Raw genomic sequence first — 12,652 nt, forward strand, 5'->3', positions numbered from 1 at the left:
TGACCGCAGGAGTCTTCATGCCACGTTTCGCTGCCAACCTCAGCATGCTCTACCCCGAACATGATTTTCTCGACCGTTTCGCCGCAGCCGCCGCCGATGGCTTTCAGGCAGTGGAATACATGTTCCCCTACGACTACAGCGCGCAGCAATTGAAACAGCGGCTCGACGACAATGGCCTGGTCCAGGCCCTGTTCAACGCACCACCTGGCAATATCGCGGCAGGCGAAAAAGGCATCGTGTCCTTGCCAGGCCGTGAATCAGAGTTTCGCGCCGGTTTCGACCAGGCCCTGGAATATGCCTCGGTACTGGGCAACGACCGCATTCACGTCATGGCCGGACTACTGGCGAACGAAGCGGATCGTGCCAGGCACCAGCATACCTACCTGGAAAACCTCAGCCACGCAGCGACGCAAGCAGCCAGTGCAGGCATCACCGTTTTGCTGGAGCCGATCAATACCCGTGACATGCCGGGTTTTTTCCTCAACCACCAACATCAGGCCCAGGCCATCTGCAAGGCGGTCGGCCAAGCCAACCTCAAAGTCCAGTTCGACGTCTACCATTGCCAGATCGTCGAGGGCGACGTGGCGACGAAGCTGCGACAGGATTTCGCCGGCATCGGCCATATCCAGATCGCGGGCGTGCCGGATCGCCACGAACCGGACCTGAACAATGAGTTGAATTATCCCTACCTGTTCGAACTGATCGATCAACTGGGTTACACCGGCTGGGTGGGTTGCGAGTACAGGCCGCGCGGCGACACCTCCAAGGGCTTGCAATGGCTGCGCGATTGGCAGGCCCGATCAAACCAGGGCCGGGCATAATTTACCCAGGACATACGGCATATGGAAATTGCCCCGCATTTGATCGACCGGTTGAACCCACAGTCGTTTGCTGCCCCTCCCAAAAGGCGGCAATCGGCCAAAAGCAGTCACCGGGAAACCCATTAGCGAATTAGTATTGGGCTTCCCATGACCCGCACTACCCCGTTAAAAAAGGTGGGTACAGAATGAGTGACTGTAAAACTCTACTCTGCCAACTGTAACCGGGTTCGATGGGATAAGCCCGACTGCAAGGCAAAGGCAAATATCACCGTCGATGGTGCGGAGAAGCTGCTCAGCCCGTCGCCTGCAAACATCAACGCAAGTCCCAGCGCTGTAGCCCCGAACCACGCCGTCAAACCCACCGGATTGAACGCTGGCACCTGATCAAGTGCAGCAACGTTGCTGCGGCCATAGATGATGTGCGCCAACGCCACGCCGACCCAGGCCACCACGAAAATCCCCTGATAAGCCAGCGCTTTGAGGATGTAGGCAAACACATCCGCCAACATCAAGCCGTAAACGATCACTCCGACCAACAGTGCCCACATCAGGTACGAACCGCGCACGCCAAAACGGCCGAAGAACGCCTGCATGTTCAACGTCGCCAGATAGTAATTGGCGGTGTTGATCCGGGTTTGCGTAGCCCAGACGAACAACAATCCCCACAATCCCATCAACTGCAAGATCGCCATCACCACCGACACTTCGTTCAGCGCGCCTTCATGGGGAATGCTGCTGACCAGATAGATCCCCGCCGCGCCATTGAGCAGAAACGTCACTGCGTAGAATGGCATGCCGAAGTTCCAGCGACCGTGGTACTCAGCGTCTTCAGGCTTGCCGAAACGCGCATAGTCGAAGGTGAACAGCATCAACACCCAGACGCCCATGTAGGCGACAAAACAATCCCACCAGCCGAATGCACTAGGCGTTGCCGGGCCGAAATCCAGCCATTGCGGCTGGTAGCCATAACGGCTGATCGATAGCCCCACCGCAACCAGCAAACCACCGAGGTACACCGGCAGCAACACGCCGTTGAGCTTGTCCAGCCAGTGCTGCACGCTGCCGAGGATCATTGGCACGCTGTACAGCACCACGATGAGTGCCGCCAGCGGATAGACCAGTCCCGGGTACAGGTGATTGAGCGCGACGGCGATCACCGAACCTTCGAACACCGCGTAATAGATCGCGGTCGAGAAGAAAATCAACGTCGCCAGGCACGCCCCGGTGCTGCCGAACAACAGCCGTGAAAACAACGCCACCGACAAACCGCTGCGAATCGCAAAGCGGCTGAGCACGCTGTTGATCAGTCCATAACTGATCACCGACAGGACCATGCCGATCAGCGCATTGCGCGCGCCATAGGACAACGCCAGTGACGCGCCGACCACGATGTAAAACATCGCACTGCACACCGCCCACCAGGCCATGGTCAGGGACAGTCGCCCCATGCGCGCTTCGGTGGGAACGGGATGATGCGCCGGGTCTTGCCCGGTTTGACTCGATTGCGATAAGGCAGCCATATGCGTGAACTCCAGAACCAGTCAAAGGTTGAAGCGCGGGCAGCCGTCACCGCACCGAAGTGCGGCGTTGGCTCGCCGTTTGGCATGGCCCGCGCTATACGGCGGGCAGAATCAGGAAGGGAACAGCTTGCTCAGGCAGCTGAGTTTTTTCTTATAGGAACGTCGCGCTTCCAGCGCCTCTTCGAGGGTTACCGCGACAAAGCGGGCCTTCTGGTTGGGTTGCATCTGGCCGATCAAATCAAGGTCGGCGCTGATCACCGTGCCAATCATCGCGTAGCCACCGCCGGACACCGCATCGCGGTGCAGCACGATGGGTTCGAGCCCGGCGGGCACCTGGATCGAGCCGATCGGGTAGCAACTGTCGACGATGTTCGACGGATCGGAACCGGCGCCGAACGGTTGCTCCCGGGGCTGAAAGCTCAGCGCACTGCCGCCCTTGAAGCGATAGCCGATGCGGTCGGCTTCCGAACCGACCGTCCACGGCTCGGCGAAAAAGCTCTTCGCCGCCGATTCGGTCAAGCGGTGGTAGTACAAACCGGGCACCACCCGCAGGGTGATTTCGCCACCCAATGATTGCCGTAACGCCATGGGCAAACTGGCCCCGGCGCGGCTCTTGCCACTGGCGATGCCCACCGGCAATTCGTCGCCTGCAATCAGGCGTCGCCCCTGAAAACCGCCGAGCGCGCCTAGCGCATAGGTGGAGCGACTGCCGAGCACCACCGGCACATCAATGCCACCGGCCACCGCCACATAGGCGCGGGCCCCGGCCTTGGGAAAGTCAAAGCGCAGCACTTGCCCGGCCTTCACCGTGAACGCGGTGTCGTGGTGCATTTCCACGCCATCGACCCGTGGCGTCATGTGCGCGCCGCTGACCGCCACCAATGCATCCTGCTGAAACTCCAACTCAGGCCCGAGCAGCGTGCATTCCAGCGCCGCCAAACCTGCCGGGTTGCCGACCAATTGATTGGCCGCGCTCAAGGCGTATTGATCAAGCGCGCCGGACGGCGGAATGCCCAAGTGGTAATACCCTTCGCGGCCCAGGTCTTGTACCGAAGTGGCGAGGCCGGGTTTGAGGACCTTGATCATGCCAACACCTCCTGCAACGACTTGGGATAGCCAACGGGATCGGCGAGGAACGCGTCCAGCGAAAACTCCACCGGCCGAATCCGCAGATCAAAGCAACCGGCTTCCACTTCGACCACCGCGTGGTCGTAGGCTTCACGGTCCATCGGTTTGAACTGCACGATGTCGCCTGGACGGAAAAACACCATGTGTTCTTTCAGGTACGCGAGGTTCTGTTGCGGGTCGTAGATCGGCGCGGGGGTGACGCCAAACATCTGATAACCGCCGGCGCCGCGCACCGAGTAAATGCAACCAAAGCAACCGCCGTGACCGAGGGTCAGTTTCGGCGTGTCGGTACGCGGGCGCAGGTACTTGGGCACCTGCAACTGACGCTCGCGCTCGACCATCTGGAACATGAACGGCAGCCCCGCAACGAAGCCGACCATCGAGACAAACCACGGCGCGCCACTGTGGGCCGCGATGAATGCATCGACGTCGGCCAGACCGTTGATTCGTGCGGCGTATTCCAGGTCCGTGGCGCTCGGGTCTTGATGGCGGTCGCGAAAACGCATCAGGGTTTCGTGGGTCCAGGGATCGTTGTAGAGCACCGGAATCTCGATAATCCGCGTCTGCAACGTGCGCTCGGCAACGGCTCCGGCCTCGGCGATTTTTACCGCTTCGAGCAAGGTGTGAGGGGCGATGCGATCCGGGTCGAAACGAATCTGGAATGACGCGTTGGCCAGGCAGATATCGAGCACGCCATCCAGCGCCAGCCGTTCCACGGCGCGGGTGACGGCCAGGCCTTTGAAGAACGCGTCCAGGGACATGCTGTCGCTGACTTCGGCAAACAAATGCTCATCGGCGCCAAAGCTGTAGCGGATGGGAGTACTCATGCTTCACCTCCGCTGCGGCGCTCGGCCAGCCAGGTTTCCAGCGTGCCGGTGTGAAAGTCGGCGCTGTGCAGCCACGGTTGTTCCAGCAATTCGCCGTGCAACGCCAGCGTGTTGGCCATGCCGGTGAGCGTGGTGTGCGCCACCGCGACTCGCGCACGGGCCAGGGCTTCGGCGCGATCCGCACCGTGAACGATAAGCTTGGCCAGCAGCGAGTCATAGTACGGCGGCACGCGGTAGCCTTGATACAGATGCGTGTCGACGCGGATGCCCTCGCCCTGCGGCCAGATCAATTCCTCCACCAGACCTGGACACGGGAAGAAATCCCGCGCCGGGTCTTCGGCGTTCAGTCGCATTTGCAGGGCGGCGCCGTTGAGTCGGATGTCGCTTTGCTTGAAGCCCAGTGGCTCGCCACCGGCAATGCGCAACATGGCTTGGACCAGGTCGATGCCGGTGATCAATTCGCTGACCGGGTGCTCCACCTGAATCCGCGTATTCATTTCAATAAAGAAGAACTCGCCGGTGGCATCGTCATACAGGTATTCCAGGGTGCCGGCGCCTTTGTAGCCCAGGGATTCGGTCAGGCGCACGGCGCTGGCGCATAGGGTTTCCCGTTGCTGCTGGCTGAGGACTGGCGACGGCGCTTCTTCGAAGATTTTCTGCCGGCGCCGTTGCAGCGAACACTCGCGTTCAAACAAATGCACCGCGTGCTGACCGTCGCCTAACACCTGCACTTCAATGTGTCGGGCCCGGCTGATAAACCGCTCCAGGTACACCGCGCCATTGCCGAACGCTGCTTGGGCTTCGCGTTGGGAACGGGGGAATTCTTCGCTCAGTTGCTCGGCGCTCTCCGCCAGACGAATACCACGCCCGCCGCCACCGGCCGAGGCTTTGATCAACAGCGGGAAGCCAACGGATTCGGCAGCCTTGAGCGCCGACTCGACGTCGAACAATTCACCCGGCGAACCCGGCACCACCGGCACGCCCGCCGCTTGCGCGGTACGCCGCGCCTCGGCTTTATCGCCCATGCGCCGGATCGTCTCCGCGCTCGGCCCGACGAAAATGGCGCCGGCAGCCGCCACCGCTTCGGCAAAATCTGCGTTCTCCGAAAGGAAGCCATAACCGGGGTGAACCGCGTTGGCCCCGGTGGCTTTCAAGGCGCCGAGCAATGCCTCAACGTTCAGGTAACTTTTATCCGCACGGGCCGGGCCGAGGATACGGACTTCATCGGCCATGCGCGCAGCCTGTGAATCGACATCCGCCTCACTGCACGCGGCAACGGTGGGAATGCCCAGTTCCTTGGCGGCGCGGATAATCCGCACGGCGATCTCGCCACGGTTGGCGACCAGCAGTTTATGAATGGCTTGGGTCATGATCGCGCCCTCACTCGTCGTCGAGTGTTGCGACGACTTGACCCGGCTCCACCGGATCACCGTCTTCTACCAGGAAGGCACTGAGGCGACCGGCCGTCCCGGCGGTCAGTTCGGAAAACTGCTTCATGACCTCAATCAGGCCAATCACCGTGTCGGCGCTGACCTGCGCGCCGACCTCGACGAAGTTCGCCGATTCCGGGGTGGCTTTGCGGTAGAAGGTTCCCGGCAACGGGGTGATAACAGTGTGTTCGGCCATGTCTGTTCCTCTTGGAATAGTTGTAGAAAGGCAGGCAAAAATGAATCGGTGGGCAAACCCTGGCGTCTGTGTGTCAGGTGTTTTCGTGTGGTCTCAGCGCGGTGCTCGGACCTCTATGCACGCGCCATCGAGTGCCTGGCGCGTGGCTTCAACCAACGCCAGGGCGCCCGGTGTGTCGCTGTGCAAACAGATGGAATCGAATTCGATGGCCAGGTCTTCGCCCTCGACAGTGCGCACCACGCCTTGCTGACAGGCGCGCAACACTCGCGCAGCAACGTGGGCCGGATCGTATGCACGCACGTTGCGGGTGAAGACGATGGAGCCGCTGAGGTCGTATTCGCGGTCGGCGTAGAACTCGCGGATCACCGGTTGGCCGAGTTCCGTGGCGACCCGCCAGATCACCGAATCGGGCATGCAATACAGCAGCAGCTCAGGCTCCAGGCGCTGGAGGTTTTCCACCAGCAAACGGGCGGCCTCTTCGTCTCGGGCCAGGTGCATGTAGAGCGCGCCGTGGGGTTTGATGTGTTGCAGGGCCACGCCTTGAACCCGGGCGAGTTCACGCAGGGCGCCCAACTGATAGAGCATGTCGTCGACCAACTCCTGGGCCGGCGCATTGATGTGTCGACGACCAAAACCAACGAGGTCGCGAAACCCCGGATGCGCGCCGATGGCCACGCCCAGGCGTTTGGCCTGCTCGACGGTGCGGCGCATGGTGCTGGGGTCGCCGGCATGAAAACCGGTAGCGATGTTGGCCGAACTGATAAAGCCCATCAGTTCATTGTCGACGCCATCGCCGATGGTCCATGGACCAAAGCCTTCGCCCATGTCCGAGTTGAAATCTACTGCTTGCATGACGCTTGCTCCCAACGCTTGTGACTTCATGCAGGCCACGTTAGATTCCTCCCAACCCCTTGGGAAGATCTATTATTAGATGGGGTATCTTCTGAAAAACAGATACCTCATCGCCCGGAGTGCTCATGTCCCTGACCCTGCGCCAAGTCCGCTATTTCGTCGCCACCGCCGAGATCGGGCAAATCTCTCAAGCCGCGATTCATTTGAATATTTCTCAGTCGGCGGTGACCACGGCGATCAAGGAACTGGAAAGCATCATCGGCACGCTGTTGTTCCAGCGCTCGGCCCAGGGCATGAGCCTGACCGACGCCGGGCGGCACTTTCTGAATCGGGCCTATGTGATTTTGCGCAGCGTCGATGACGCGTTGAACAGCCCGTTGCCGGACATCCGCGCCAGTGGCGTGTTGCGCTTGGCGGCGAGCTACACGGTGATCGGTTATTTCCTGCCGCACCATTTGCAGCGGCTGGAACACTGGCATCCGGACGTGACCATCGAAGTTCATGAACAGGAGCGGCAAGCCATTGAACAAGGCTTGCTGGAAGGTCGATTCGACATGGCCGTGGTGCTCACCGCCAACCTCACGCACCCGGACATCGTTTCAGAGATTCTCTTCAACTCCGAACGGCGGTTATGGCTGCCCAGCCACCATCCGTTGTGCGAACGCTCGGCGGTCAGCCTCGCCGACGTCGCGAAAGAACCCTACATCCTGCTGACCGTCGACGAAGCCGAACAAAGCGCCATGCGCTACTGGGAACATGCGCATCAGCAGCCAAACGTGCGGGTGCGTACCAGTTCAGTCGAAGCGGTGCGCAGCATGGTCGCCAATGGCAGCGGCGTGGCAATCCTCTCGGACTTGGTGCACCGCCCCTGGTCATTGGAAGGAAAACGCATCGAAACCCTGACAGTCACCGACAAGGTGACCCCGATGAGTGTCGGACTGGCGTGGCATCGCGAGCGCGAATTCAGCCCGGCGATGCAGGCGTTTCGCAATTATTTCCACGATGCTTTTTTGGCGCCGCAACAGCATCTCGCACGCCGCTGAGATTCAAGGAACGTCGACCACAGGGCGATAGCGGTCACTTTTGAAAGACCGCTATTGGAAGAAAGTCGATTTTCCAGTGCGCGTTGTGCGTCAGCGATCAAGGTCACTGAACTGACTGATGATCTCCACAACCTGACGAGTGCCTTCGCGAACTTCAAGCAAGACCTTCCCTGCCTGCCCAGCCAGCGTCACACCAAACGCGACCTGTTGCTGACTGGCGTGCATGCTTTCCACCGCGCCTTGCGTCAGCTCCTGATTGTGGTGCACCACATCATTGATCTCCAAAGTCGCCTGACTGGTGCGCGATGCCAGATTGCGCACCTCGTCTGCCACCACCGCGAATCCACGCCCTTGCTCCCCTGCCCTCGCCGCTTCGATACCCCCATTAAGGATGAGCTGCTGCAGAACGCCCTGCACAAATTCCAACAGTTCTTCCCCGACAAGGGCTTCGTCATTCAGCCTCCTTTGGCGCCTGTGGTAATGCCACCAACTGAAGCTCACGAGACCAGAGAGGCGAGCGCCTCGGACTCCAGTAGTGAATCGATCCTGATTCCTTAGGCACATCCTAATGACGGCTTCTGGCCGCTTTCTGCCTGTCGCCACCGTCAACTTTGGGTCGATTGCCGCCCTTGCCGAAAGGCAGCAATCGGCTGTGCAGTCATTCACTAAGCGCGTGACGAGGCAATGCAATCGAAATCAAAGCTGCGAACAGCACGAATGCACTCGATATCCATAAGCACGCTTGCAGTCCATACACCTGATAGACCCAACCGGAAAGCACCGTGCCGATCAGGCGGCCCATCGCGTTCGACATGTAATAAAAACCCACATCCAGCGACACACCGTCTTCCTTGGCATAGGACACGATCAGATAGCTGTGCAGCGACGAATTCACCGCGAACAGCACGCCAAAAACCATCAATCCTCCGAACAGCACAACCTGTTGCGATAGCCAGGTGTTCAGCCCGAGAGCGATTGCCACAGGTAGCCCCGCCAGAGCAAGTGCCCAAAAAAATGCCGCACGACCATCCGGTACATGCCCACGTTTCTTGCCGGTGATGTTGGGCGCAAAAGACTGCACGATGCCGTAGCCAATCACCCAAGCTGCCAGGAAGCCGCCAACTTTCCAGAAGTCCCAGCCGAAGACACTACTCAGGTACACCGGCAACGCCACCACAAACCAGACATCGCGGGCGCCGAACAGGAACATCCGTGCCGCCGAGAGGATATTGATCGCCCGACTCTTGGACAGGATGTCGCGAAATTTGGGCTTGGCTTTGGCCTTGCCCAGGTCCTTCTTCAACAGGATCAAGCTGCTGATCCAGATCAGCGCCAGGACACTCGCCATGGCCAGCAACGCGCCTTTGAATCCGATCAATGCCAGCAAGGCTCCGCCAAGAAAGAAGCCGACGCCCTTGAGTGCGTTCTTCGAGCCGGTGAGGATCGCCACCCACTTGTAGAGTTTGCCCTGCTGCCCATCGGGGACCAGGAGCTTGATAGAGCTTTTGGCACTCATCTTGTTCAGGTCTTTGGCGATCCCGGACAACGCCTGAGCGCCCATCACCCAGGGGATGGTCAACAAGGCCGAGGGCACCGTCAGCATCAACAACGCCGCGACCTGCATCCCCAGCCCGATGTTCATGGTTCGGTTCAGACCCAGCCGAGCGCCGAGGTAGCCACCCACCAGGTTGGTGATCACGCCAAAGAGTTCGTAGAACAGAAACAACGCAGCGATTTGCAGCGGGCTGTAGCCCAACGCGTGAAAGTGCAGCACCACCAACATGCGCAAGGCGCCATCGGTGAGGGTGAAGCCCCAGTAGTTGCCCGTCACGAGCAAGTACTGCCGCACGTCCGGCGCGAGGGCTGACAACGCTTTCATGACCGCTCCTTAGACTGCCAGACCAACCATTTTGGCCAATTCGACGGTGCGGTTGGCATAGCCCCACTCGTTGTCGTACCAGGCATAGAGTTTGACCTGGGTGCCGTTGATGACCATGGTCGACAGCGCATCGATAATCGATGAACGCGGGTCGGTACGGTAGTCGATGGACACCAGTGGACGCTCCTCGAATCCGAGAATGTCTTTCAGCTCGTTCTCGGAAGCGTCCTTGAGGAACTGATTGACCTCTTCGACAGTGGTGGCACGCTCGACTTCAAAGACACAGTCAGTCAGCGAAGCGTTGGCCAGCGGCACGCGAACGGCGTGGCCATTGAGGCGTCCACGCAACTCCGGGAAGATTTCGGCAATGGCGGTGGCCGAGCCGGTGCTGGTTGGAATCAAACTCATGCCGGATGCACGCGCACGACGCAGATCCTTGTGCGGCTGGTCGAGGATGCTCTGGGTGTTGGTCAGGTCGTGGATGGTGGTGATCGAACCGTGGCGAATGCCCAGTTTTTCGTGGATGACTTTGACGACAGGGGCCAGGCAATTGGTGGTGCACGAAGCGGCGGTGACGATTCGATGTTCAGCCGGTTTGAACAGCTGATGATTGACGCCCATGACGATGTTCAGCGCACCTTTTTCCTTCACCGGGGCGCTGACCACTACACGTTTCACGCCTTGGTCGAGGTAAGCCTGAAGCACCGCGACGGTCTTCATCTTGCCGCTGGCTTCAATCACCAGATCGCAGCCCGACCAGTCGGTGTCGGCAATTGCCTTGTTGGCCGTCACCTTGATTCGTTTGGCGTCGATGACAATGCTGTCGCCGTCGGAGTCAGCTTGGTAATTCCAACGACCGTGCACGGAGTCGAAGTTCAACAGGTGTGCATGAGTCGCCGCGTCACCCGCTGGATCGTTGATCTGCACGAACTCAAACTCTGGCCAGCTCCAGGCTGCTCGCAGAGCGAGGCGACCGATCCGGCCAAAACCATTGATGCCAACTTTGATAGTCATGTTGTAGTGCTCTGTATCTGTTGTCAGTGGGAGTTCGACTGGGTGTCGAACTGTGCCAGGGGCAGTACGAAATATGGGTGTTGTTGCACGGTGAAATATCCTCAGATGGAGCGCTGATTGACACGTTTCATGAGTTCTTCCGCCGACTCCTTGCGCTCGGAATAACGATCCACCAGATAGTCCTGACGGTCGCGAAGCAGCAGCGTGAATTTCACCAACTCTTCCATCACATCAACGACACGGTCGTAGAACGGAGAAGGCTTCATCCGACCGTTGTCGTCGAACTCCATATAGGCCTTCGGCACGGAGGATTGGTTTGGGATGGCGAACATGCGCATCCAACGTCCCAGCACTCGCAGCTGGTTGACCACGTTGAACGACTGCGAGCCACCGCACACCTGCATGACCGCGAGGGTTTTGCCCTGGGTCGGGCGTACCGCGCCCATGGCCAGTGGCACCCAGTCGATCTGCGCTTTGAACACTGCGCTCATGTTTCCGTGACGCTCTGGAGAACACCAGACCTGCCCCTCGGACCACAACACCAAGTCACGCAGTTCCTCCACCCGTGGATGATCGTCGGGTGCGTCATCTGGCAGCGGCAAACCGGATGGATTGAATATCCGCGTCTCGGCACCGAAGTGCTCCAGCAGTCGAGCAGCCTCCTCTACCAGCAGACGACTGAAGGACCGCTCACGAGTCGATCCGTACAACAGCAAAATGCGCGGCTTATGAATGGAGGTCTGTTCAATACCGAGCTTGTCAGCCGTCGGAAGATCAACCAGGTCGGTATCGAGTTGGGGAATATGGTTATCAAACATAGTCTTTGTCCTGCGCAACGGCGCTCTTGGATTCATCGAACCAGCGGCGTTTCAACCAGAGGGCCACACCAACCAGGGAAATCAGTACCGGCACTTCCACCAACGGGCCAATCACCGTGGCGAAAGCGACCGGGGAAGCCAGGCCGAAGGTGGTAATGGCCACGGCAATCGCCAATTCGAAGTTGTTGCTTGCGGCGGTGAAAGCCAACGCGGTGGTGCGTGGATAGTCAGCATTGAGTAGCTTGCCCATCCAGAAGCTGATGAAGAACATCACGACGAAATAGATCGTCAGGGGGATCGCGATGCGCAATACATCCAGCGGCAATTGCAGCACCACATCACCCTTGAGGCTGAACATGGCCACGATGGTCAACAGCAGTGCCACCAGCGTCAGCGGACTTATCTTCGCAATGAAGCGTTCCTGGAACCAGGCTTCGCCTTTACGGGCAATGAGGATCCTGCGGGTCAGGAAACCTGCCAGGAATGGCACGCCCAGGTAGATCAGGACCGACTCGGCGATGCTGGCAATGCTGGTCTCAATCACACTGCCTTCCAGCCCGAACAGCGGCGGCAACAGCCCAAGGAAGACCCAGGCATACACACTGAAAAACAGGATCTGGAAGATGCTGTTGAACGCCACCAATCCAGCGACGTACTGATTGTTGCCACCTGCGATCTGATTCCAGACCAGCACCATCGCGATGCAACGAGCCAAGCCGATCAGGATCAGGCCCGTCATGTATTCCGGCTGGTCCCGCAAGAAGATGATCGCCAGTGCGAACATCAACACCGGGCCGATGACCCAGTTCTGGACCAAAGACAAAACGAGGATGCGCTTGTCCTTGAAGACTTCCGGCAGTTCCTCATAACGAACCTTGGCCAGAGGCGGATACATCATCACGATCAAGCCGATAGCGATGGGGATGTTGGTGGTGCCCACAGACAGACTGTTGAGCCACTGCGGCCAGCCTTCAAACAGCCCCCCCAAACCAGTACCCAACGCCATGGCGAGAAAAATCCACAGGGTCAGGTAACGGTCCAGGAAGGAAAGGCGGCTTTTACTCATGGTCATTGCTCCTGCAGAGGATGCTGCGGCAACTGTTGCCAGTGCAAAGGAACAGGAT

The 12,652-nt window shown here is 59.3% G+C and carries 12 protein-coding genes and 1 pseudogene; 2 read left to right on the plus strand and 11 right to left on the minus strand.

Annotated elements, in window-relative coordinates; translation table 11 throughout:
- Positions 1-17: 17 nt before the first annotated feature.
- Entirely contained in the window at positions 18-821 is an 804-nt protein-coding gene (gene otnI, locus AC3ITY_RS19430) for a 2-oxo-tetronate isomerase (RefSeq protein ID WP_489304428.1), read from the plus strand.
- Positions 822-1,024: 203 nt separating this feature from the next.
- Here otnI and AC3ITY_RS19435 read toward each other — a convergent pair whose 3' ends face one another.
- The 6 genes from AC3ITY_RS19435 to AC3ITY_RS19460 all read right to left on the minus strand — a co-directional run bounded on the left by AC3ITY_RS19435 (position 1,025) and on the right by AC3ITY_RS19460 (position 6,774).
- The gene (locus AC3ITY_RS19435; protein WP_489304429.1) at positions 1,025-2,341 is read right to left on the minus strand and encodes a purine-cytosine permease family protein; all 1,317 of its coding nucleotides are present in this window, start codon (positions 2,339-2,341) and stop codon (positions 1,025-1,027) included.
- Between the two features lie 111 nt (positions 2,342-2,452).
- Complete coding sequence (locus AC3ITY_RS19440; RefSeq protein ID WP_103315990.1) at positions 2,453-3,427, minus strand: 5-oxoprolinase subunit C family protein; 975 nt, start codon at positions 3,425-3,427, stop codon at positions 2,453-2,455.
- The gene (locus AC3ITY_RS19445; RefSeq protein ID WP_489304430.1) at positions 3,424-4,296 is read right to left on the minus strand and encodes a 5-oxoprolinase subunit B family protein; all 873 of its coding nucleotides are present in this window, start codon (positions 4,294-4,296) and stop codon (positions 3,424-3,426) included. The genes AC3ITY_RS19440 and AC3ITY_RS19445 overlap by 4 nt, the downstream gene beginning before the upstream one ends.
- The gene (locus AC3ITY_RS19450) at positions 4,293-5,666 is read right to left on the minus strand and encodes an acetyl-CoA carboxylase biotin carboxylase subunit (protein ID WP_489304431.1); all 1,374 of its coding nucleotides are present in this window, start codon (positions 5,664-5,666) and stop codon (positions 4,293-4,295) included. Before AC3ITY_RS19450 ends, AC3ITY_RS19445 begins: the two co-directional genes overlap by 4 nt.
- A gap of 10 nt (positions 5,667-5,676) precedes the next feature.
- Positions 5,677-5,922, minus strand: coding sequence for an acetyl-CoA carboxylase (locus AC3ITY_RS19455; RefSeq protein ID WP_095079351.1), 246 nt, complete (start codon positions 5,920-5,922; stop codon positions 5,677-5,679).
- 93 nt (positions 5,923-6,015) lie between these two features.
- Complete coding sequence (locus AC3ITY_RS19460; protein WP_489304432.1) at positions 6,016-6,774, minus strand: 5-oxoprolinase subunit PxpA; 759 nt, start codon at positions 6,772-6,774, stop codon at positions 6,016-6,018.
- Positions 6,775-6,899: 125 nt separating this feature from the next.
- Between AC3ITY_RS19460 and AC3ITY_RS19465 the strand changes: the two genes are divergently transcribed.
- Positions 6,900-7,817 carry a LysR family transcriptional regulator gene (locus tag AC3ITY_RS19465; RefSeq protein WP_489304433.1) on the plus strand — a complete coding sequence of 306 codons (918 nt, stop codon included), beginning with the start codon at positions 6,900-6,902 and terminating at the stop codon, positions 7,815-7,817.
- A gap of 90 nt (positions 7,818-7,907) precedes the next feature.
- Here AC3ITY_RS19465 and AC3ITY_RS19470 read toward each other — a convergent pair.
- The 5 genes and pseudogenes from AC3ITY_RS19470 to arsB form a co-directional block, all read right to left on the minus strand.
- A pseudogene (locus tag AC3ITY_RS19470) lies at positions 7,908-8,213 on the minus strand (methyl-accepting chemotaxis protein); the annotation flags it as partial.
- A gap of 262 nt (positions 8,214-8,475) precedes the next feature.
- On the minus strand, positions 8,476-9,696 hold the full coding sequence (gene arsJ, locus AC3ITY_RS19475; RefSeq protein ID WP_489304434.1) for an organoarsenical effux MFS transporter ArsJ: 1,221 nt from the start codon (positions 9,694-9,696) through the stop codon (positions 8,476-8,478).
- Positions 9,697-9,705: 9 nt separating this feature from the next.
- Positions 9,706-10,710 (minus strand): ArsJ-associated glyceraldehyde-3-phosphate dehydrogenase, encoded by a 1,005-nt coding sequence (locus AC3ITY_RS19480; protein ID WP_489304435.1) that lies wholly within the window; start codon positions 10,708-10,710, stop codon positions 9,706-9,708.
- A 101-nt stretch (positions 10,711-10,811) separates the two neighbouring features.
- Positions 10,812-11,528 (minus strand): arsenical resistance protein ArsH, encoded by a 717-nt coding sequence (gene arsH / locus AC3ITY_RS19485; protein WP_489304436.1) that lies wholly within the window; start codon positions 11,526-11,528, stop codon positions 10,812-10,814.
- Complete coding sequence (gene arsB / locus AC3ITY_RS19490) at positions 11,521-12,594, minus strand: ACR3 family arsenite efflux transporter (RefSeq protein WP_489304437.1); 1,074 nt, start codon at positions 12,592-12,594, stop codon at positions 11,521-11,523. Before arsB ends, arsH begins: the two co-directional genes overlap by 8 nt.
- Positions 12,595-12,652: the final 58 nt, after the last annotated feature.

The organism is Pseudomonas sp. GL_091 (genome assembly GCF_057837725.1).

Excerpts from the sequence above, each read along its gene's own strand:
- otnI (WP_489304428.1), top strand. The coding sequence starts at position 18 with ATGCCACGTTTCGCTGCCAACCTCAGCATGCTCTACCCCGAACATGAT.
- AC3ITY_RS19435 (WP_489304429.1), bottom strand. The coding sequence starts at position 2,341 with ATGGCTGCCTTATCGCAATCGAGTCAAACCGGGCAAGACCCGGCGCAT.
- AC3ITY_RS19440 (WP_103315990.1), bottom strand. The coding sequence starts at position 3,427 with ATGATCAAGGTCCTCAAACCCGGCCTCGCCACTTCGGTACAAGACCTG.
- AC3ITY_RS19445 (WP_489304430.1), bottom strand. The coding sequence starts at position 4,296 with ATGAGTACTCCCATCCGCTACAGCTTTGGCGCCGATGAGCATTTGTTT.
- AC3ITY_RS19450 (WP_489304431.1), bottom strand. The coding sequence starts at position 5,666 with ATGACCCAAGCCATTCATAAACTGCTGGTCGCCAACCGTGGCGAGATC.
- AC3ITY_RS19455 (WP_095079351.1), bottom strand. The coding sequence starts at position 5,922 with ATGGCCGAACACACTGTTATCACCCCGTTGCCGGGAACCTTCTACCGC.
- AC3ITY_RS19460 (WP_489304432.1), bottom strand. The coding sequence starts at position 6,774 with ATGCAAGCAGTAGATTTCAACTCGGACATGGGCGAAGGCTTTGGTCCA.
- AC3ITY_RS19465 (WP_489304433.1), top strand. The coding sequence starts at position 6,900 with ATGTCCCTGACCCTGCGCCAAGTCCGCTATTTCGTCGCCACCGCCGAG.
- arsJ (WP_489304434.1), bottom strand. The coding sequence starts at position 9,696 with ATGAAAGCGTTGTCAGCCCTCGCGCCGGACGTGCGGCAGTACTTGCTC.
- AC3ITY_RS19480 (WP_489304435.1), bottom strand. The coding sequence starts at position 10,710 with ATGACTATCAAAGTTGGCATCAATGGTTTTGGCCGGATCGGTCGCCTC.
- arsH (WP_489304436.1), bottom strand. The coding sequence starts at position 11,528 with ATGTTTGATAACCATATTCCCCAACTCGATACCGACCTGGTTGATCTT.
- arsB (WP_489304437.1), bottom strand. The coding sequence starts at position 12,594 with ATGAGTAAAAGCCGCCTTTCCTTCCTGGACCGTTACCTGACCCTGTGG.